The sequence below is a fragment of the Chitinophaga sp. RCC_12 genome (assembly GCF_041360695.1).
Taxonomy (GTDB): Bacteria; Bacteroidota; Bacteroidia; order Chitinophagales; family Chitinophagaceae; genus Chitinophaga.
On the sequence record NZ_JBFUPS010000003.1, the window covers coordinates 512,958 to 534,476 of the forward strand.

At 45.6% G+C, this 21,519-nt stretch carries 14 protein-coding genes; 8 read left to right on the forward strand and 6 right to left on the reverse strand.

The annotated features are described in order from the left end of the window. Window positions 1-27 precede the first annotated feature (27 nt). A complete protein-coding gene (locus AB6805_RS11755) occupies window positions 28-474 on the reverse strand; it encodes a hypothetical protein (RefSeq protein ID WP_370909621.1) in 447 nt (148 codons plus the stop codon). A gap of 173 nt (window positions 475-647) precedes the next feature. Between AB6805_RS11755 and AB6805_RS11760 the strand changes: the two genes are divergently transcribed. The 5 genes from AB6805_RS11760 to AB6805_RS11780 all read left to right on the forward strand — a co-directional run bounded on the left by AB6805_RS11760 (window position 648) and on the right by AB6805_RS11780 (window position 9,860). Beyond that, entirely contained in the window at window positions 648-1,664 is a 1,017-nt protein-coding gene (locus tag AB6805_RS11760) for a GntR family transcriptional regulator (RefSeq protein ID WP_370909622.1), read from the forward strand. Window positions 1,665-2,107: 443 nt separating this feature from the next. After that, the gene (locus tag AB6805_RS11765) at window positions 2,108-5,332 is read left to right on the forward strand and encodes a SusC/RagA family TonB-linked outer membrane protein (RefSeq protein ID WP_370909623.1); all 3,225 of its coding nucleotides are present in this window, start codon (window positions 2,108-2,110) and stop codon (window positions 5,330-5,332) included. Window positions 5,333-5,351: 19 nt separating this feature from the next. Further along, window positions 5,352-7,262 carry a RagB/SusD family nutrient uptake outer membrane protein gene (locus tag AB6805_RS11770; RefSeq protein ID WP_370909624.1) on the forward strand — a complete coding sequence of 637 codons (1,911 nt, stop codon included), beginning with the start codon at window positions 5,352-5,354 and terminating at the stop codon, window positions 7,260-7,262. Between the two features lie 51 nt (window positions 7,263-7,313). Beyond that, entirely contained in the window at window positions 7,314-8,567 is a 1,254-nt protein-coding gene (locus AB6805_RS11775; protein ID WP_370909625.1) for a DUF4959 domain-containing protein, read from the forward strand. 63 nt (window positions 8,568-8,630) lie between these two features. Continuing rightward, window positions 8,631-9,860 carry a DUF4998 domain-containing protein gene (locus AB6805_RS11780; RefSeq protein ID WP_370909626.1) on the forward strand — a complete coding sequence of 410 codons (1,230 nt, stop codon included), beginning with the start codon at window positions 8,631-8,633 and terminating at the stop codon, window positions 9,858-9,860. Window positions 9,861-9,987: 127 nt separating this feature from the next. On the opposite strand, the gene AB6805_RS11785 is transcribed toward AB6805_RS11780, so the two are convergent. Further along, entirely contained in the window at window positions 9,988-15,441 is a 5,454-nt protein-coding gene (locus AB6805_RS11785) for an Ig-like domain-containing protein (protein ID WP_370909627.1), read from the reverse strand. A 518-nt stretch (window positions 15,442-15,959) separates the two neighbouring features. Here AB6805_RS11785 and AB6805_RS11790 point away from each other — a divergent pair. Further along, window positions 15,960-16,532 (forward strand): Crp/Fnr family transcriptional regulator, encoded by a 573-nt coding sequence (locus AB6805_RS11790; RefSeq protein ID WP_370909628.1) that lies wholly within the window; start codon window positions 15,960-15,962, stop codon window positions 16,530-16,532. Between the two features lie 180 nt (window positions 16,533-16,712). Beyond that, on the forward strand, window positions 16,713-17,072 hold the full coding sequence (locus AB6805_RS11795) for a DUF1801 domain-containing protein (protein ID WP_370909629.1): 360 nt from the start codon (window positions 16,713-16,715) through the stop codon (window positions 17,070-17,072). A 6-nt stretch (window positions 17,073-17,078) separates the two neighbouring features. Here AB6805_RS11795 and AB6805_RS11800 read toward each other — a convergent pair whose 3' ends face one another. The 4 genes from AB6805_RS11800 to AB6805_RS11815 all read right to left on the reverse strand — a co-directional run bounded on the left by AB6805_RS11800 (window position 17,079) and on the right by AB6805_RS11815 (window position 20,376). Further along, window positions 17,079-18,026, reverse strand: coding sequence for an NADP-dependent oxidoreductase (locus AB6805_RS11800; protein ID WP_370909630.1), 948 nt, complete (start codon window positions 18,024-18,026; stop codon window positions 17,079-17,081). Window positions 18,027-18,053: 27 nt separating this feature from the next. Continuing rightward, the gene (locus tag AB6805_RS11805; RefSeq protein ID WP_370909631.1) at window positions 18,054-18,821 is read right to left on the reverse strand and encodes an SDR family oxidoreductase; all 768 of its coding nucleotides are present in this window, start codon (window positions 18,819-18,821) and stop codon (window positions 18,054-18,056) included. A 22-nt stretch (window positions 18,822-18,843) separates the two neighbouring features. Continuing rightward, complete coding sequence (locus tag AB6805_RS11810; RefSeq protein ID WP_370909632.1) at window positions 18,844-19,656, reverse strand: SDR family NAD(P)-dependent oxidoreductase; 813 nt, start codon at window positions 19,654-19,656, stop codon at window positions 18,844-18,846. Window positions 19,657-19,785: 129 nt separating this feature from the next. Continuing rightward, the gene (locus AB6805_RS11815; protein WP_370909633.1) at window positions 19,786-20,376 is read right to left on the reverse strand and encodes a TetR/AcrR family transcriptional regulator; all 591 of its coding nucleotides are present in this window, start codon (window positions 20,374-20,376) and stop codon (window positions 19,786-19,788) included. 245 nt (window positions 20,377-20,621) lie between these two features. On the opposite strand from AB6805_RS11815, the gene AB6805_RS11820 reads away from it, so the two are divergent. Next, window positions 20,622-21,518, forward strand: coding sequence for a helix-turn-helix domain-containing protein (locus AB6805_RS11820; RefSeq protein WP_370909634.1), 897 nt, complete (start codon window positions 20,622-20,624; stop codon window positions 21,516-21,518). The last annotated feature ends 1 nt before the right edge of the window (window position 21,519 follow it).

Sequence of the window (21,519 nt, forward strand, 5' to 3'; positions counted from 1 at the left end):
TGGTAACTGCATAGCTGCATTTTTTATTTAATCATAAATGGATACGTCGTCAATAGAGAAATCCTCCTCCAGCTGTACTTTGATCTCTGACCCCGGAAAGATCTTTTCAGCGATGAAATTAAGCATGAAACCTTCCGGAAATACTTCAATGCCTGTTAAGGCGAGATCATTAATTAGGGCGGTTAACTCATCAGCCGAAGGCGGTACATCCTGCTGCCCATAGGCACTTTCGTTGATTTCCTTTGCAACGGCGTCAACAATTTCCCCGAATTTCCCACCATCCAGGTAGGCTACCAGTTTCTTTGTTGCTTCCACCAGGGAGGTAAAGTCGTCCGGCTCCGTACTGATTGTTTCCGGGTCTATCATCAGGGAAACAGGTTCGGGAATTGCCGCCAGCTTCACTTTGGCGGTAAGCATATTTTCGTCGATATGGCCTTCTATAATTTCAGGGCCAAAACTGTGTTTTTTTGCCATCTTGTTGAAATTGACCGAATATAACAAATCAATGGGAATATAAAGGCGGACTTTTAACGGATTTTTTCTTCAGGAGATATAAAAAGGGAATGCTATTTTTGTTGGTATAGAATAGGACAGCAGCATTGCTTTCCGGAAATACATATTAACAGTGACAATTTAATTAACCCGGTATGAACCACGTATTTGAACAGGTTTATGAGATGGAGGCAGTGAGCGGATTATCCAAGCATGAACAATTGGTGAATGGTATTTTAAATGCTATCCAAAATAAAGGATTGGCGCAGGGCGATATGCTGCCTTCTGTGAATGAACTGATCAATGAGTTTGGTTTCGCCCGGGAAACAATTGCGAAAGCCTATAAGGAGCTGGTGAGCAGGGGAATTGTAGAACCCAGGAACCGTGTTGGTTTTTTCGTGGCCAATGTGAATATCAAACAGCACTTACGTATTGCCCTGGTATTGTTTGCCTTCGATGCCTTCCAGGAAATGTTCTATAAAACCTTTCGCGCTGGTTTAGGCAAAGATGTGCATATCGATATTTTCTTCCATCATAATAATATAGAAGTACTGCAAAGTATCGTTAACACTATAAAAGGCAAGTATGGCATGTATGTAGTAGCGCCTATCCCGCACAACAAAACCGCCGGTATCCTCGGCGCATTGCCGATGGATAAGTTCCTGATGATAGATCGTTACGAGCCTATTCCCGGTGACTACTCCTATGTGGCACAGGAGTTTAAGCAGTCGTCCTACAAAGCCTTTTCTGCCCTGGCCGGAGTCATCAAGCAATATAAAGGCATGGTGTATTATCACCGGCCCGTAGCCGATACCCCCATAGAGATCCTGCAGGCATTTAAGAAGTTTGTAAAAGATTTTAATATCAAAAGTGAAATAAAACCGGAATACCTGCCGGGCACCCTCGAAAAAGGGAAGGTCTATTTCACTATCAACAACGCCGAGCTGTGGACCATGCTCAAGGATTGCAAACAAATGAAACTCAAGCCCGGTAAAGATATTGGCATCCTCTCGCACAACGATGATATTGTAAAAGAACTGATTTTCGACGGCATTACCACCTATACCACCGACTTCAAACTCATGGCTGAAAAGGCTGCTGCCTTTGTTTTAACCCGCGAAAAGATCCGGGAAATAATCCCCACTGTACTTATCAGAAGGAAATCGTTATAATCCATTTATAAAGTTTTAAAGCGAAAGGATATGTGTTAAACGTATCTTTTACGCTTCTTATGATATTGTTTTATCCTAACCTGATTGCGGTTTAACCCTCCCGTGCCTTTTTTGCGGCGCTGCAAAAAATAATTGCCCATTTCTTTTGGCGGTTATGAAAAAAATATATATTTGCTATAGGATAGTATAGGATAGTACAGAATCACATTCCTATTTCGCGAGATACCAACATCAATCATTAATCACGATAGAATTACAGGTTTCCAGGTTATGACGGAATGAATGAAGTAAACGTTATGAAATAAACTTTTTTTCTCCCTTTACATTAGTTACTGAATGCCACGTATAACTATGATGGCCGTTTGTCCTGCAGGATATCCGGAAGCATCACTATGCATTTTATACACGTTATGTTTTTTATACTTCCAATAATTGCTCTTAATATGTTCAGGAAATTTACTTGCTACAAGAAGAGATTTACTGCCGTTTTGCCAACGGCATTATCCACTCCCCGTTACCTTTTAATCCTGCTGTTATTGATCCTGGCAGGCAGCGCTCACGCGCAAACACCGGCCCGGGTAACGATTACCGGATCGGTGTCCGATACCACCGACAGATCCCTGGAGGGCGCTACCATCTCGGTAAATGGCAAAAGTTCCAGTGGAACCGCCACCGACCGCAATGGTAAATTTATCCTCGACGTACCCGTCGGCGCTACCATCCAGGTAACCTTCGTAGGCTTTATAGAACACCGGTTTCTGGTAAATGCCACACAAAAAGATTATCACATCCGGTTAAAAAGTGTGATCGCCTCGGTAGATGAGGTAGTGGTAACTGCCTTCGGCCGTAAGCAAAGAAAGGAAGCCGTAGTTGGCTCGGTCACGAGCGTCAACCCGGAGGACCTGAAAATCCCCACCAGTAACTTAACCAATGCCCTGGCCGGTCAGATGGCCGGCGTAATCGCCTTCCAGCGCGGCGGTCAGCCGGGGGCAGATAACTCCCAGTTCTTTATCCGCGGGGTTACCACCCTGGGATACAGCGCCAGCCCGCTCATCCTTGTTGATAACGTGGAACTGAGCGCCAACGACCTGGCCCGCTTACAGGTAGATGATATCGCCAGTTTTTCTATCCTGAAAGATGCCAGTGCTGCAGCGCTGTACGGCGCCAGGGGCGCCAACGGCGTAATCCTCGTTACTACCAAGGAGGGCAAACCGGGTAAAGCCAGGGTAAGCGTGCGCCTCGAAGACGCCATTTCAACTCCCACGCAAAACCTGAAACTGGCAGACCCGATTACTTTCATGAATCAATACAATGAAGCCGTAACTACCAGGAACCCATTGGCTACACCATACTTCACCCCCAACGCCATACTCGCTACCAAAGCTACCATCGATAAAGCGCCAGGCAGCAATCCGTATGTATACCCGGCGGTCGACTGGATGAAAACATTGTTCAAAGATCAAACGACCACCAAGCGCGCCAACTTCAGCGTACAAGGCGGATCAGATGTTACCAAATATTATATCGCCGGATCCTACGCCCGCGACAATGGCATCTTACAGGTAAACTCTGTGAACAACTTCAACTCCGGCATGAAGTTCGAAAACTACCAGCTGCGCTCCAATGTAAACGTAAAGATTACCAAAACAACCGAAGCAGTAGTACGCCTCTGGGGTAACTTCAACGACTATACAGGCCCTATTACCGGCGATGCCTCCGGATTGGCTACCGACCTGTATTCCAGGGCGCTGCATACCAGCCCGGTGGCATTCCCTGCCTATTACGAACCGGATGCGGCAAATGCCAACACCAATCATATCTTATTTGGCAGCGCCTACGGCAACGATGGCTCCCTGCTGAATAATCCCTATGCCAGCCTGATGTACGGGTATAAAAATTTCTCGGAATCCAGGATGTCGGCACAGTTTGAGCTGAACCAGGACTTCAACTTCATCACAGAAGGACTTACCTTCAGAGGTATTTTCAGCACCAACCGCTATTCTTATTTTGACCTGAGCCGCTCCTACAAACCGTTCTATTATGGAGTAGGAAGCTATGATCCCGATGCCAATACTTATGTGCTCAACTGGCTGAACAGCTCACCCGGACAGGCACAGGAATTCCTCGGCTATTCAGAAGGGGCTAAGAATATCTATAGCTACATATATTTACAGGGCGCAGTGGATTATAACCGCGACTTTGGAAAAAGTAACCTGAGCGGTACCGTGATAGGTACCCGCCAGCAAACACTTTATGGTAACGCCGGAAGTTTGTTAGGATCACTACCTTACCGGAACTTAGGCTTCTCAGGAAGAGCTACCTATTCATTCGATAAAAAGTACTTTGTTGAATTTAATTTTGGCTACAATGGATCAGAAAGATTTGCACCGCAACATCGCTGGGGCTTCTTTCCTACCATCGGAGGCGCCTGGGTGGTATCCAATGAATCTTTCTGGGAAGGCGGCATCGCCAAAATTGTTTCCCGCCTGAAGATCCGCGGAAGTTACGGCCTGGTAGGAAATGATAATATTGGCAGCCAACGTTTCTTCTATCTCTCCAGTGTAACGCCTGATGACGCGAATGGTCCGGGCGCTACCTTCGGTACCAACAATAGCTTCACGCTCAAAGGTACTACCATACAGGCTTATCCCAATCCGGACGTAACCTGGGAAACCTCCAAAAAAGGTAACCTCGCCGTGGAAATGACGATCGCCAACAAACTCAATGTAACCGCAGAAGTATATAACGAGAACCGGTACAATATCCTGATCAAACGTGGATATATCCCCGTTACCGCTGGTATTGAAGGTTCCGCCTCCAACAACCTCCAGGCAAACCTCGGCAAAGTAGATTCAAAAGGCTTCGATCTTCATCTCGATTACAAACAGAATTTTTCAAAAGATATGTGGTTGTCTGTTATGGGCAATCTCACGGTAACAGACAATAAAGTCCGCTATTACGAAGAACCGGAGTATAAATATGCCTACCGGTTTTCCACCGGTAACCCGGTTAACCAGCAGTTCGGATATGTGGCAGAACGGCTTTTTGTAGATGATAAAGAAGCCGCCAATTCTCCTGTACAAAACTTTGGCAGCGAGTTCCCTAAAGGTGGCGACATTAAATATAGAGACATTAACGGTGATGGCGTAATTAACCAGGACGACCAGGTGCCCATCGGTTTGCCCACCACGCCACAGATTATTTATGGCTTTGGTTTTTCCTTCGGGTATAAGAGCTTCGATGTGAGCGCATTTTTCCAGGGACTGGCAAGGGAGTCATTCTTTATTGATCCGAAAGCCACCGCGCCATTTGCAGATAACGCGCAATTGCTGCAGGTATACGCCGACAATCACTGGTCCGAGGAAAACCAGAACCTGTACGCCCTCTGGCCGCGGTTGTCCACCTCGCATATTGCCAACAATGAGCAAACCAGCACCTGGTGGTTGCGCGATGGAAGTTTCGTGCGGTTGAAGTCTGTTGAAATGGGTTATTCATTTCCTAAAAGATGGATCGCACCATTACGGTTAACCAACTTCCGGGTATACTTTAGTGGCCTGAACCTGCTCACCTTCAGCAAATTCAAACTGTGGGATCCGGAGCAGGCTGGCAACGGCTTCGCATATCCCATCCAGAAAGTATTCAACCTGGGTGTAAATCTTAATTTCTAAGTATAAAAAATATAAAACAATGAGATTTTTTAAAAGAACATTGTTGGTAGTATTGCCGGTCATCTTATCAGTATCCTGTAAAAAGTACTTAGATGTAACACCGGACAATGTCGCTACGCTGAACAGTTCATTTGTCAACGCAAATGAAACACAAGCCTACCTGTTTGGTTGTTACTCCAACATGCAGGGCCTGGCGGATGTGAGGCGTAACGCGGGTTTCACCAGCTCCGGCGAAGTGATATTCCCGATTGATCTGCTGGATAAGAACACACTCGGCGGTGCAGGCGGCGACAACGGCTTTAACGTAATGCGCGGTTTGCAGAACAGCCCCAATCCATTATTAAATTACTGGGATGGTTATAATATGGGGTTAAACCTGTGGCAGTCGATCCGCATGTGCAACACCTTTCTCGATAACGTAGATCAGCCGCTGGACCTTCCGGAACACCAGCGCAACAGGTGGGTGGCAGAAGCAAAGTTCCTGAAAGCGTACTATCACTACTGGCTTATCAGGATGTATGGCCCCATTCCTATTTCGGACGTAGCCTTGCCCGTGAATACGCCTACAGATGAAACCCGGTTGAAGCAACAATCCGTTGACTCCTGCTTTGGTTACGTAGTAGGCCTGTTGGACCAGGCCATTCCCAACCTGCCGGATGTAATACAGAATGCCGGTGCAGAAGCAGGCCGTATTACGGCCGTAATTGCCAAAGCAGTAAAGGCAGAAGTGCTGGCTACACAGGCAAGCCCGTTGTTTAATGGGAATCCGGATTACGCATCCATCAAAGGAAAAGAAGGACAAAGCCTTTTCCCGGTAGCGTATGACGCCACCAAATGGCAACGCGCCGCCACAGCCTGCAAAGTAGCTATTGATGCCGCTGTAGCAACAGGTGCCTCCATCTACCAGTTCAGGGCCAGCGGAGGTATTGTGCATATGTCCGACACCACCAAACAACTGGTAACCTTGCAGGGCGCACTCACCGATCCGTGGAATACAGAACAGATATGGACTCTCAACCCGCAATTCGGCTGGCAGTATATGGCTTCCCCAAGAGTTACTGCTGATGCAGCTTCCAACGGATTTGCCGTATATTCCAATTTCTCCGTTCCAATGGCGCAGTCGGAATTGTTTTATACACAAAACGGCGTGCCTATCAACGAAGACCGTACCTGGGATTATGCGAACCGTTATAAAGTGCAAACCGGCGATGATGCACACCGGTATTATATCCGTAAAGGCTATACCACCGCCCGCGGGAACTTCTACCGCGAAGCCCGGTATTATGCCGACGTAGCCTTCGACGGCAGCATCTGGTTTGGCTCTGCCAACACAGACGATAACAACGCCAATTATGTAAATGCGGTAAATGGATTTGCTGCGTATACACCTACCCGTTATAACGCTACCGGCTATTGGCCAAAGAAACTGGTGCCATGGCAAACTGCCTTCGGACAAACATCCGTGCAAACCAATTACTCCTGGCCATTCATGCGCTTACCAGCCCTGTGGCTGTTGTACGCAGAATGCCTGAACGAAGCCAATGGTCCGGGTGCAGAAGTATACAGCTATATCGACAAGGTAAGGGAAAGAGCCGGTTTGCCGGGAGTGGTGCAGGCGTGGTCCAACTTCTCCCGTAATCCCACCAAATACGGTTCTAAAGAAGGATTAAGAGCGATCATCCACCAGGAAAGAAGAATAGAACTGGCCTTTGAAGGACAGGCAGGATGGGACCTGAGAAGATGGAAAGAACTGCAGGCAGTACTCAACGGTCCTTTCCAGGGTTGGAACGCGAAACAACGCACCACGCAGGGATTCTATCAGCTCACCAATGTATACCAGCCGGTATTCGGGCTAAGGGATTACCTGTTTCCTATCCAGGACTACGACATGCTCACCAATCCCAACCTGGTACAAACACCTTATTGGTGATAACAGGCATGCGTACACGAAATCATTTCAAACCAGTTTTTAATTTTTTATATGGATGCTATATATAAAATATTCCGCGTGCTGATACCGGTGGTTACATTACTGATGATCCAGTATTCCTGTAAGAAGAATGATGGATACAACGATGTAATTTCGGATGATAAAACAAAGCCACAGCCGGTTTCCAATATCAGGGTGATCAATAAAAACGGTGGCGCATATATCACCTACACCTTACCCGACTCAAAAAATGTACTCTATGTGCAGGCAGAATACATGATCAACGATACCAAAAGCAGGCAAACCAAGTCTTCCTTTTATTCCGATACCATCGCGGTAGGTGGTTTTGCAAAAAGCCAGGATTATACGGTAACGCTGTACACCGTTACCCGTGCAGATGTGAAATCCGATCCTGTAAAAGTTACGGTGCATCCCGGCACGCCCACTTATCTTCAGGCGCTGCCCACCGTGGTCATGCGTGCAGATTTTGGCGGCATCAATATCAGTGTTACCAACACCGCTAAAGATAATATCGGGGTGGTGACTATCACGGAAGATGCCACTACAAAGAAGATGGAGATCAAAAACCAGAACTACACCAACCTGGAAAATATCAATTACAGCATCAGGGGGTATGATACCATCCCCAGGAAGTTTGGAATATACCTGGCAGATGAATTCGGGAATATCTCCGACACGGTGTATGCCACTATCAAGCCCATCTACGAAACGATCATGGATAAATCGAAGTTCAATGTTTACAAGCTCAATTCCGATGATGGATCGAGCTTTGGATGGGAGCTGCGTTACATGTGGGATAATAACCTCGGCCGGCCGGGCTATCACTCTACTTATCCTACCACGGCGCCATTACCTAAATGGGTAACATTCGACATGGGACAGGTAGCTAAACTGAGCCGGTTTACACTCTGGGGCAGGGGCCTGGATGATGGTAATTATCTCTGGGGATACGGTAATCCGGATACCTGGGTGATGTGGGGCCGGGCAGATGAACCGGTGGATGAAATATTACCGGATACCACCAACCTCCCGGCATTAGGACAGGCAACGCCCGGCGGATGGATTAATATGGGTGTTTATCATTTGCCTGCACAACCATCCGGACTGGTATCACCGGCGTATAACAATGCCGATCTGGCTTTCTGGAATGCCGGCTTTGGATATAACTTTTCGCTGAACCTGCCCAAAGTAAGGTACATGCGGTTTGAATGTGTTACCAATGCAGCGCATAGTAATGAATTCTTTCACATCATGGAACTCAGTATTTGGGGCGATAACAGGTAGCGTATCTTACCTGATCCCCTCTACCGGTATTGTTTAAAGTTATTTTATTAAAAATATAAAGAGATGAGAAAGTATCCTATAACTGCAAAACTCTTCTTACCACTTTGCGGTTTATTCTTCTTCATAGCCTGTACACGGAAGGCAACTGACTTCCGCGACTTCCTCGGCAATACAGAGGTGCAGTACCCCGGTACTGTATCAGGGATTACGCTGTTTCCCGGCAACGGCCGCCTGGCCATAGGATGGAAGCCCAGCCCCGATCCCAGCATCAGCAAGTATGTGTTGTTCTGGAACAACCGGCAGGATTCCGTAACCATCAACGCCACTTCGCATAATCCTTCAGATACGGTACGTTGCCTTATCACCGGGTTAAACGAATACGCCTATACGTTTTTTCTGTATTCCTATGATGCCGCCGGTAACCGGTCTATTGTAACGGAAATTGATAATGCGCATGTATACGGTAGTATTTATAAAAGCTCATTACATAACCGCCTCCCGGATGCGACCATGCCTTATAAAGTTCGTAACGACGGCTCCGTAACTTTGTTCTTCTCCATACCTGATACTATTAATATCAGCACCAGTATCAGGTATACCAATGCCGCCGGTGTGGCTGCTGTGGCCTCCATTGCCGGCGACCAGGATTCTGTCAATTTACCTGGCTACAAAGCCGGTCAGGCGGTCACTTACCAGTCGTCCTACATCCCTTCAAAAAGCGCACTGGATACTTTTTATACCAACAGCTACGATACCTTCCCTGACATTTACAAACTGGTGGCCTGCGATAAAAGCCTGTTCCAGGAACACGACCTGCCAAATGATATGGGCATCTACCAGTCGGACACCCGCGTCAGCAAATTATGGGACGGCAGCGTAGGTCCGCAGGGATATCCCAACATTTTCCACAGCGACGACAATGGTTCCAACGACCCACTGCCACGTACCCTCACTTTCGACATGGGCAAATTATACAACCTGGGCCAGATAGAGGAAACGGGCAGAAACTGTTGTAATAATCCTTCCGAATTTGAAGTATGGGGTATTGCGGATATTTCCAACGCGGCCACATCGCTGAAAAGCACTGATCCCGGATGGGCTGCTGAAATGAGCAGTAAAGGATGGACATTATTAACCACCGCCATAAGAGGTGACGACGGAAATGAGGCGATGAAATTTAACTTTATCCCACAGGCCCCGCCGGCACGTTACATCCGCATAAGGGTGTTGCATACGGTGAATAATTCTAATTCCATCAACATGAGTGAAATCACGATGTACAGCAAACAGTAAAACAATTATCTTTTATAAGAAGGCAGCAGATGGAATATCGGTTAATCCCGAACCGGGAAGCATAGGAATAAAAAAAGAGAACGCCCTTTAACCGGCGTTCTCTTTTTTCTTTAAAAGAAAAACAGCATTATTGTTTCACCACCTTCATCGTTTTGCTTTGCGTACCCTGACTAATATTGATATAGTAAATACCTGGTAGCAGGTTTTCACCAACCTGGTAATTCACGCCGGCATTTATTTTTGTAGAATAAATGATAGTGCCGGAGTTATTAACAATCCTGAGTAGCGTCGGCGCTTTCGAGGAAGAAGTCATTTTTACATTAAACACGCCACCGGAAGGATTCGGATATACATCCGTTGTAAAATCCAGTTTAGCGCCGCTGCTTAATTTATTGCCAGTTACTGCGACCATGCTTTGATTTTGATTTACACTTTGCAGTGAATCTGCCGGTGTTAAGTTCCGTACTTCGATACCAGCAATTGAACCACTGTAAGGATCATACAATCCTGTTTTAGGATAAAACATCACCGTTATCAAACCTGCGCTGTTGGCTGTTGCCCTGATGGTTTTTATTACGGCGGTATTCAACCTGTTACCTGCGGCCTGGTATATATTAAAGTCTGTAAGACTGTCCAGTCCATTAGAGGCCCTGATGCTGAATATCCGCTTATTTTTCTCTGCATCCTGTGCCTCAACGAAGTGCATCCGGATAGCATACACCGTATTAGGGGTGAGGCCGCGCAGGTAATAACGCATCTGGGAAACATTGCTTTTGAACACACGTATATACTCGTATACCTGCGGAGGAGCGGGATCGGTTACATATGACAGATCTACAGGAGAACTCACTCTTTGTATCCAGGTATAACCTGCATGCCATAGTTTATCGGTTCCGGTAGGTCCTTCCGGAACATATTGCGCGAAGGTGGTGTTTGCATACGGGCCGGGAGGCGTGCTCGTAGTACCCGCGTTTATGCCATAAACAGCCGATTGATTTGTTTTTAAAACTTCTATGCAATAGTCATCTACCCACACGGTGCCAAATCCGACCTTGGATACCCAGTAAGTAAGACCTGTGGCGCTATCAGGCACGTTGATGGTATCTCTGATCTGAGCCCAGTTCTCGCGGTATGCAGTCACATTGTCTATTTGTTTTTGGTAAGAAGTACCGGTAGCAGCGCCCTGGTTATTTACAAACCCAACGCCATACCCTGACCACCAGGGATAACCTGTAGCATCTTTTTCTACTTTAACCCATTGACTAAGTACGATGACACTGCCGCCTCTTACCGGTATGGAATCTTTTATGTTCAAAGCGGTGCTTGCTGTAGTGGAACCCAGCGTGGCGGCTTTGTCGCCCGAATGGCCTTTGCCGCTAACGGCGTACACGGCATCTACTGTAGCGACAGGCCCTTTATAAGATATCCAGTTAATAAGACCACTTTCAAAACCATAATTGGGTATTCCTCCACAGGAATCAAACGGCACTACTGTTACCGGCAAGACTGCTGAAACCCCTGAACCATCCAGTGTATTGACGTTAATAGTAACGCTACCTTGTTTAATAGCGGTGACAAGGCCGGTAGTGTCAACCGTAGCTAAGGTTGTATTCGAGCTGCTCCAGGTTACTTTTTTAATGGAGGTATTAGCCGGCAGGAAATTAACTTTCACACGCAGCGTATCCCTTTCGCCGATAGTGGCGGTGGATGGTTGCAACGTAACACCGGTGGCCAGTACATTGGCTACATGAATATTGGCTTGTGCTGCAATAGCCGGGTTGTCTGCCGAGGTGGCGGTTACTATTACATCGCCTTGTTTGATACCGCTGATAGTGCCATTGTTGCTTACTTTAGCCAGGGTGGTGTCTGAGGATGTCCATACTACCCCTTTATTGCTGGCTTTTGCCGGGTTGATGGTCGCGTTCAGTTGTAAAGTTGATCCTACAAATACATTAGCCGAAGTGCTATCCAGTGTTAAAGATGTAACGGGTATGTAAATAACCGTATACGTTTTGGTAGCGGTGAAATTACTTTCCGCTGAGGTAGCGGTGATAGTAACCGTGCCGGCGCCTTTTCCTGTTACTATACCGTTCAGGTCTACAGTAGCTATGGCGTCATTGGAAGATTTATACACCAGGTTCTTGTTGGTGGCATTTGCCGGTGTAGTGGTCAGTTTCAGTGTGTCTTTATAACTTACATAAAGATTACTACTGTCTGAATTAATGCTGATTCCCTGGAGCGGGATGATGCTTACCTCGAGGGCGGCTACAGAAGCCATGTTAGGATCGTTGATGTCCATTTTAGGAATGAAGTTTACCGTTATTATACCGGCGTTATCAGCTTTTGCCTCAAGGGTGCGTGTAATCACAGTGTTCAGCTTATTGCCGGCCGCCTGGTAAATGTTGAAGTTGATGAGGCTGTCGCCGCTGGTCTTCACATTAAACAACCGTTTGGCTTTGTCGGCATCCTTGGGCTCAACAAAATGCAGGCGTACCGAATAGTTGGCGTTAGGAATCAGGTTGCGGAAAAAGTAGCGCAGCTGGCTCCCCGAATTTTTGCTGATGCGCATATATTCGTATACCTGGCGCGGAGCGGGTGCAGTTACCTGGCTCAGGTCCATCGTTGCCGCGTTACGAACGCTCCAGGTATACCCTGCATGCCATAGTTTATCGGTTCCGGCGGGCCCTTCGGGTATATACTGGCCGACCGCTGTGTTTTCAAGTGGTGTTGCCGGGCTTCCCGTTGTTGCCGTTGTACCTGCATTGATGGCTGTTACAATGGTGTTCACGATTAGCTGCACCGTTTTAGTGGAGCCTCCGTCTGCTGTGGAAATAGTGAGGCTGGTAGTAGCTAGTTTTAAGCCGGTAACCACGCCGTTGGCATCCACCCTTGCAATGGTGCTATCCGCCACCGACCAATTCAGGATTTTATTGGTGGTATTTGAGGGCACAATGGTAGCGACGATCTGATGAGGCGTATTCATGGTGCCATACACCACACTGTCTATCGTGAGGCCGGTGGATATAGTGGGAGGAACGACGGTGATCTGTCTTGTATCCGTTTTCCCTCCATCGACTGATGTAACGGTAATAATAGCGGTACCGGCATTAATGCCGCTCACCTTCCCGATCTGATCTACTTTAGCGATTGCGGTATCCGAGGAACTCCAGGTAACAGCCGGATTGGTGGGATATGTGGGCGTGAGCTTTGCGTTCAGTTTTACGGAGAATCCTTTTACAAGGGTGTCTGATGCGGGATTGACTATTTCCACCGACTGAACAGGGCCGGCTACCGGCGAGCCGAAGAAGATGCCATTCCCGCTGATGGCAAGAAACATTCTTCCTTTATTGTCTGCCGTAATATTCTGCACCACGCCTGGCACCCGGTCTAAGATGGTGGTCCAGGTACGGCCGGTGTCATCTGAGCGGAAGGCGCCGTAGGTAATGCCATTGATGGGAAGGATCTGGGCGGTGGCGTACAAAGCCAGGTGCGCATTGGCGGTGGTGTCGGACATAGCGGCAGCTATCCATTTGGGCTTGAAATTTTCGCCGCCAACCTTACTGAATGTTTTGCCGGTGTCTGAGGTATGGTAAAGGGCGGAGTATTGCGGATAAGTGTCATCATAAAATGCAATCCATACATCCCCTGTTTTCCCCGGCGTTGCTTCAATGTTGGAGGTAGTGGCATAAGCGGAGCCATTGGAGTTGTTGCCGGCATTTGCAGTAAGACCAGTGGCGGTTGTTTTCTGGAATGATTTCCCGCCATCGGTGCTTACATAAAAAGAACCGCGGTCCCAGATATAGAAATAATCGCCGTTCACCTTATCCGCCACGAGATGGTTTTGCCCGGGATACAGGTTGAACTGCGGGCCTGCGGGTAAAATGCCCGAAGAAGTACCGGTGGATTTGGTCCAGGTGGTGCCCAGGTCTTCCGACCAGTAAACGTTACCAGGAGCATCATTGACATCTATTTGAGTGAGCCAGAGGATATTCCTCCGGTCAGCGGATACGGCTACACGGCCACGCAAACCGGGCGATTTCGCGAAAAGGGTGTAGGTATCACCACCATCGGTGGAGTAACCCGCGCGCGATGCATCGATCCTGTTAGCCGCCGGGCCGTCGCAGCCTACGCGGACAACAAAATTAGGGTCGGTATACTGGAACGTTACTCCCTGCATGTTAAACGCTGAGCCGATGCCATAGTGCAGGGCAGTGCCGGAAACAGCGCCCTGGTTCAGTGGTTCAGTAAGGGAACGGTGGTGAGCGCCTCCCACATCTGCAGTAGCGGTGAGCAACAGGTTCTTGCCGCTGGGAGGAGCCGCCATAGGGCCTGTTACCACAATTTCTTCCAGGCCCGCTACGCGGATCTTCCAGTTGGAAACGGGGTCAAAGATATTATCTGTGGAAAGTATATCCAGCATATCGTTGAGCCATATCCGGTTAGGGTAAAAAGGATCCCAGGTAAAAGCAGCAGCATTATGCCCCGGTGAATTATAATATAGCCCGTCATTCGCCGAATGCGGCGCTTCCGAATTATCGCGGGTGATCTTTCCCTGGGTATAGGTGCCGGGGGCGCCGCCCTGCCTTGAAATATAATAAGGATCTTTTTGCCAGCTGCCACGGGTGCTTACAACAATATCATTTGAATTGGCGGGGTTAACCGCCACTTTAGCGAAGTGCCGGTCGCTATTAACCGGATCGGGATCTAACGTTACAGGAGACACGTCCTGCCAGCTGCCACTCTTATACTTGTAAACGCCTTTTTTTTGATTCTCGGTTCCGGCAGATACATACAAGGTTCCATCTGCGTGAATCACCGCCCGGATAGGATAAAGGGGGCTATTAGTCATCAGGGTAAAGGAAGCACCACCATCTTCTGATACCCATACGCCTGTAGGCCGGCCAATGTAAATGCGCTTGCTAACATTCTGGCCGTTTATGGAAATGGTGCCGGCGCTTTTGTCGAAAAGAATAAAGGAGCAGATGCCTACTGTAGTGATGGCGCTCACCTGCGACCAGCTGGCACCGGCATTGTCCGTTTTCAGGGCACCATTCTGATCTGTAACAACCCATACAGTATTACTGTTGGAGGGATCCACCTGTATACGGTCCCCGTAGGTTTGGCTGCTATTGGGGTGCACAACAATGGGTACATTCAGGTCAGTCCAGGAATCACCCCTGTCGGTACTCTTCATGATAGTACCCATTGAGCTTGAACCTTTGCCGGGCGAGGGACCGGCGCCGTTTTCCACGGTAGCATAAAGAATATTGCCGGTGGCATCATTGGGATCTACCCCGATGCTGCCGCAACGCTGGTTAACTTCCCAGTTCCAGTAGTTGACCGGTATCTTTTTAAACAGCATTAAATGCTCCCACTTCTGCAGGCTCTTATTCCATCGGTAAGGCGTGCCTACATCGGTGGTGATAAAATAAAGATCGGGTACCATAGGGTGCGCCACAAAAGAGGGCAACGAACCGGACCCGCCTATCCGGACCTGGTTCCAGGTATACGCTTGCGCACGTACTCCCTGCGAAGCAGTCAGATAAAAAATTGTTAGTAGTAAAGTGTAAATCGCTCTCATGTTCATAGTGGAATTTATTAGGCTTGTTTTAAATTTATCCTGGTCTGTTTGTTTGGATATACCTGTTGTCCGGAGGCTGGACACGATACATGTTTCAAAAACGCGGCTATGAAATAATTGTATCAGGTTTTAATAATGGCGACTATGGCTGATCTTAAAGATAACGGTGAGCTCCCGGCGGAATCGCCCTGAGGACAAATTTTTCGTTAAAAAAATTTGTCCCTTTTCCTTTTCTTACTAAATACTGCTTCAACGCATGTATTAAAATTGAAGGGTGAAAGAATAGTAAATTGGTTGATAAATAACTAATACGTTTGTGAGCGATAAACTACGTAGCCGAAATGAAGAAATATTTTTACGGACCGGACGGAACCACACCTGGGGGTAACAAAATTACTGCTTTCTCAATGGGTTTTAATTTAAGGCATTGATTTTCAGGACTTAAACTTTACACCCCAAAAGGGTAAAAGTGCTGATTAGAAAATTTATCTTTAAGTAAGACATCTACTTTCAATACAATGGAGGAATTCTTTCTAAAAATAAACAGTTATCAGAAACTGACGCCCGAAGCAGAATTTGCATGGATGCAAATTCTTAAACGAAAAGAATATAAAAAGGGCAGTTTCCTGGTGAAAGCGGGAGATATTGCAAGGAATGTTTCCTTTGTTTCCCGGGGTTTATTTTCTCAGTACTGGTCAGATGAGAATGAAAAAATTTATATCAAACGTTTCTTTTCTGAAGGTTATTTTGCGGCATCAACAACTTCTCTTTTGAGCAAAACCCCAAGTGTGACTACTATCCAGGCATTGGAAAACTCAATAGTTTGGGAATATGACTTTGGATTATTTAAAGCACTTACGCTGAAATATCCGGATATCGCGGCATTTTACATCCACTACATGGAACGTCATTGGATAATCGAAAAAGAACCGGAAGAAATTGGTTTTAGACAACATGCGTCGCAAGATCTGTATGAAGACTTCATTAAAAAATATGCCCACCTCATTAAGCGCATCAAAAAACACCACATTGCTTCATATCTGGGAATTACCCCAACCCAGGTGAGCAGGATCTTTTCGGCTAAAAAATAGTTTAACGCGCTGATTTTTGTGCATCCTCAACAAATGTTGAGGATGCACAAAAACATTTTCATTTCCTCAACAAATGTAAATGTTTAAAAAAAACAGGTGCCTCATATTTGTAGTGCGAGTTAATCAACTCATCAATAACACTATCATTTCATTTTTCACCAGATCGAAAAACTAATAATCATGAACAAAGCAAACAAAATTGACGAATTTTTAAGTAAGCTTAACCATCCTTTAAAAGCTGAGATAGCATCGGTTGTAAAAATAATCCGCGAAGTCAGTCCCGAAATGGAAGAAGATGTAAAATGGGGCGGCCCGAGTTTCGACTACAAAGAGCCCATGGCAACACTAAATCCAAGGATAACTGATTTTGTAGCAGTAATTTTTCACAAAGGAGAGCTGTTAAATGACACTACTGGTTTCCTCGAACCCGGACCTAAAGGTAAGGCATATGCCAAATTCCGGTCAATGGAGGAGGTGGAAAAGCAGAAGGCGAATCTGCAGAAAGTAGTCAAAGACTGGATAAAAATAATGAACAGTTAGGAGTGATTACATGTTTACGGCAATTTTACCGACAGTTCTGCCTTTTTCTAAATACAAATGAGCTTCGCCTATCTCCTCAAAAGAAAAGGTCCTGGAAACGTGTGATTTCAATATGCCTTTTTCCATTAACTGTGCAATTTGCGACATATCGGCACCAGAGGACGCTACAAGTGCAAATGATAAATCCACACCTTTTGATTTTGCCTTGTCAATATCATCCGCAGCAGGATTTCCGGAGATTGTAACAATAATTCCGCCCGTTTTCGTTACATCAATTGATTTGGAAATAAGGTCGCCACCTGTAACTGTATTTAATACAAAATCGGCGTCTGAAACTATCTCTGAAAAATTTTCTGTTGTATAATCTACGTGTTTATCTACGCCGTTTTGTAAAACAAATGCTTTGTTTTTGGCTGATGAAGTCCCATATACGTATGCTCCAAAATGTTTGGCTATTTGTGTAGCATAGTGGCCAACTCCACCCGAAGCGCCGTGAATTAACACTTTGTCGCCTTTTTTGACGTTTCCTTTTTTTATCAGGGTCTGCCAGGCCGTTAGCGCAGCAAGAGCAGCCGATGCCGCTTCCTGATGCGAAATATTGGTGGGCTTCAAGGTTAAATGTGCGGATGGAACTGCGACAAATGCTGCATAAGCATTTCCTTTTCCAGGGAAGTTCGCCATCCCAAAAACAGCATCCCCGATTTTGAAATCTGTCAGGTTTTCTCCAACTTCAACAATCGTTCCTGACAGGTCCCAGCCGAGAATCACAGGCCGGTCTTCTCCAAAGAGCCAGGATAATGTGCCACTGTTTGACCTGGCTTTATAGTCGACAGGATTAATACTTAATGAAATTGTTTTCACCAGCACTTCATTACTTTTAATTGTTGGCTTTGAGATATCTACAGCTTTTAGATTATCAACATTGCCTGCCTCATTTAGAACTATTGCTTTCATTTTTTATTTTTATGGTTGGAGAGATGGTTAAGAGGCTATAACGTTGTAACTTTTTTTAGGATTAGCCAGATTGAAAGTTATTTTCGGAAAGAGCCGGTTGAGTATATACACTACTTTAGTATCACCTGTACGGATAGTAAGCTGATCTTTCTTAAGGCCTGCAATAAACGCTTTTACCATATTTGCCGTGGTTATTTTTTTGCCGTTCATGCCAGAAGTCATATCTGTGGCAACAAGCGGAGGTAGAAGCTCAAAAACCTTTACGCTGCTATTCAAAATTTGGAGGTGCTTTCTAAGTGCTTTGGTATAAAACTGCAGTGCTACTTTGGAAGCCGAATAAGTTGCTTCCAGCAATGACGGGACATAGCTCAGTAATGAAGTAGTATTAATGATGGCGCTTTCTTTCCTTGATTTAAGCATATCGATAAACAGGTTATTAAGTCGGATTACCCCCAGGTAATTAACGTTTATTTCGTACGCCGCATCTTCAAAATGCTGGTCATTTGCTGTTCCGAGATTGATAGGATCAGTTAATACACCTGCATTATTATACAAAATGTCTATCCCGCCCAAATGCTGTACCTGATTAAAAAGCTTTTGTGCATCACTTGCATCTGATACATCGCTTTTGATGGTCACAATTGCCGGATATAGCTTCCTGGCTTCATCTAATTTCCCCCGGTTTCTGCCGGTGATGATCACGCTGCTCCCATTGTCCAAAAATTGTTTTGCTGCTTCCAGCCCGATACCTGATGCACCACCCGTGATCAGCACTGTTTTTCCTTTTAATTGCATGATGATAATTTTTATGTTAATGCTATTTTGAAGCATTAACCGATTTCAGAATGGATTTCTCGAAAACTTTATAGACGAAATGTTGAAGCAGGAGTACGATGGATGATCCTTTTCCGACAGGGTAACTAAACTTGGGATTTATTTCCTTTACTGTTTGCAGTAGCGTAGCGATAACCGGCGTGGGATCGGGTGCCTTGTCAAATGACTTTTTGGTATAGGCGGTAACCTTTTGCCGGAACAGATCATAGTCTTTGATCGATCCTTTTGCGACAGTGGCACTTTCACCGATATTCGTTTTGAAACCGATCGGCTCAACCATCACCACTTTGATGTTAAACTGGTTCAATTCAAAACGTAGTGATTTGAAGTAACCTTCCAGGGCATGTTTGGAAGCCGCATAATAGGAAACATTTGGAAGGCCCACTAAACCAAGTAGGGAACCGAGGGTAATTATTTTTCCATGTTTTTGCTTCCTGAAGTAGGGCAGCAACTCGTTGGTTAGTTTGATTGTTCCCCAAAAGTTGGTTTCAAACTGCTGCTTGCCTGTCTCAATAGGGGTTTCCTCGGCAAGACCATTTACTAAGTAACCTGCATTGTTGATCAGTACATCCAGTTGTTTGATCTGACTGAACAGCAGGCGGCCAAAAGATGCGATGGAACGGTCATCATTCAGATCCAGTGGCAGTAGCTTAAATGGCAGTTTTGCCTGGTGCTTTTCAGGATCCCGGCTTGTTCCGATTACCTGGTAGCCATTTTCATGGAGCCTGCTGGCGACAAGCAGCCCGATGCCTGATGAGGCACCTGTGACTAAAACCGTTTTTTCTTTTAATTGCATTTTCTTGTTGTTTTAGACTTTTTAGTATATTTTAATACAGTCTGCTGCTTCAATGATTTTTTATAACGGTTGTTTTTTAGTGCCCCTATTATAAAAAAGACTTTTTAGTATATTTTATGATAAAAAAAACTACAGTACGTAGCTTTCTAATTCGGCTTTCAGGCTCCTGAGCAAACCCGCCATCGGTTTTGCCGTATTCATCGATCTGCACATAACTACAGCGCCTTCAACAGCAGCTACAGCTTTAAACGCATAAACAGCAGGATCAAGTTCATCAGAAAATTCTCCGTTCTCAATGCCCTGCTTTAAAATACCAACAAATATTTCCTGCCCGCGCCGGATAACACCTGCAATTTTTTCCTTAACGGCGGGGAAATTATCGTCAGATTCAACGGCAACATTAAATATGGGGCATCCGCCCTTCAGGTAAGTATTCAAAGGATCCTTGTAAAAGTCAAGAAAGGCAAACACCTTGGCTTTCGCGGTTTTACCCTGGCTAATAGTCAGCCGCATTTTTTCGCCGTTAGTTTCCAGCATGAAATCAACAACCTGCAGAGCCAGATCTTCCTTACTTTCAAAATGACCATAAAGGCATCCCTTAGTCAATTTGGAGGCCGCAAGCACGTCGTCTATGTTAGCGCCTGATATCCCCTTCTGATTAAAGATAGGCGCCGCTGTTTCTAATATGAATTGTTTGGTTCTTTCCGCTTTAGTAAGCATGTTAGTACGTTTTCCAATGCAAAAATATACTAAATAGTTTATTTTTACAAAAATAAATTATCTTCCTGGTATTTAGGGAGAGAAGAGGTTGTTAGCAAGAATTGGTTTGTCGTACCAGATTAGAGAGAGATATCATCGTCAATTGTAGATAGATTCCGGCTTTTACTACCAATATTACTGATTTGGTACTGACGGCATCAATAGCACAATATTATTATGTATTTTTATTTAGTAAATGAAGCCCGATGGAAAAGGAATATCATTTCCAGTCAATTGCGGAATACAACGCATTCAACAACCACGAAACAAACCATCCACTGGTTAGCGTACTGGACTTTTCTAAAGCGAAAGAAAGGACCGGATCTAAAATGTATTTTGATCTATACTGTGTCTTTTTAAAAGATGTAAAGTGCGGTGACCTGAAATACGGGCGTCAGTATTACGACTACCAGGAAGGTACCCTCGTCTTTATATCTCCGGGTCAGATACTGGAAGTAGAAAATAAGATAGATTATTACCAGCCGGTAGGGCATGGCCTGGTATTCCACCCTGATATGCTGCTTGGAACTAATCTAGGTAAAACCATTGGTGAGTATGGCTTTTTTAGCTATAATACGAACGAGGCGCTACACCTCTCTGTCAAAGAAAGACAATTGGTACTCGATATTTTTTCAAAGATTAATGTTGAACTGCAGCAGTCCGTTGATAAGCACAGCAGGAAAGTGATCGCATCAAGTATTGAATTGCTTTTTAATTATTGCGACCGCTTCTATGACCGCCAGTTCATCACCAGGGAAATCGTTAATAAAGGTGTGATCGATCAGTTCGAAGCATTGTTAAACAGTTACTTTACTTCTGAAAATCCTTACACTATTGGCTTCCCGTCCGTTGCTTACTGTGCTGATCAGCTGCATTTTTCTACAAAATACTTTGGTGACCTGGTTAAGAAAGAATCAGGAACAACCGCACAGGAATACATTCAGAACAAAATCATTGAAGTAGCCAAAAATAAAATTTATGGCAGCACGAAAACTGTATCCGAAATAGCCCAGGAATTAGGCTTCAAGTACTCTCAGCACTTCAGCCGGTTTTTCAAACAACGTGTAGGTTTAACACCGAATGAGTTCAGGACATTGAATTAAT

Bases quoted from the DNA above. Each gene is read 5' to 3' on its own strand.
- AB6805_RS11755 (WP_370909621.1), bottom strand. From the start codon at position 474: ATGGCAAAAAAACACAGTTTTGGCCCTGAAATTATAGAAGGCCATATC.
- AB6805_RS11760 (WP_370909622.1), top strand. From the start codon at position 648: ATGAACCACGTATTTGAACAGGTTTATGAGATGGAGGCAGTGAGCGGA.
- AB6805_RS11765 (WP_370909623.1), top strand. From the start codon at position 2,108: ATGTTCAGGAAATTTACTTGCTACAAGAAGAGATTTACTGCCGTTTTG.
- AB6805_RS11770 (WP_370909624.1), top strand. From the start codon at position 5,352: ATGAGATTTTTTAAAAGAACATTGTTGGTAGTATTGCCGGTCATCTTA.
- AB6805_RS11775 (WP_370909625.1), top strand. From the start codon at position 7,314: ATGGATGCTATATATAAAATATTCCGCGTGCTGATACCGGTGGTTACA.
- AB6805_RS11780 (WP_370909626.1), top strand. From the start codon at position 8,631: ATGAGAAAGTATCCTATAACTGCAAAACTCTTCTTACCACTTTGCGGT.
- AB6805_RS11785 (WP_370909627.1), bottom strand. From the start codon at position 15,441: ATGAGAGCGATTTACACTTTACTACTAACAATTTTTTATCTGACTGCT.
- AB6805_RS11790 (WP_370909628.1), top strand. From the start codon at position 15,960: ATGGAGGAATTCTTTCTAAAAATAAACAGTTATCAGAAACTGACGCCC.
- AB6805_RS11795 (WP_370909629.1), top strand. From the start codon at position 16,713: ATGAACAAAGCAAACAAAATTGACGAATTTTTAAGTAAGCTTAACCAT.
- AB6805_RS11800 (WP_370909630.1), bottom strand. From the start codon at position 18,026: ATGAAAGCAATAGTTCTAAATGAGGCAGGCAATGTTGATAATCTAAAA.
- AB6805_RS11805 (WP_370909631.1), bottom strand. From the start codon at position 18,821: ATGCAATTAAAAGGAAAAACAGTGCTGATCACGGGTGGTGCATCAGGT.
- AB6805_RS11810 (WP_370909632.1), bottom strand. From the start codon at position 19,656: ATGCAATTAAAAGAAAAAACGGTTTTAGTCACAGGTGCCTCATCAGGC.
- AB6805_RS11815 (WP_370909633.1), bottom strand. From the start codon at position 20,376: ATGCTTACTAAAGCGGAAAGAACCAAACAATTCATATTAGAAACAGCG.
- AB6805_RS11820 (WP_370909634.1), top strand. From the start codon at position 20,622: ATGGAAAAGGAATATCATTTCCAGTCAATTGCGGAATACAACGCATTC.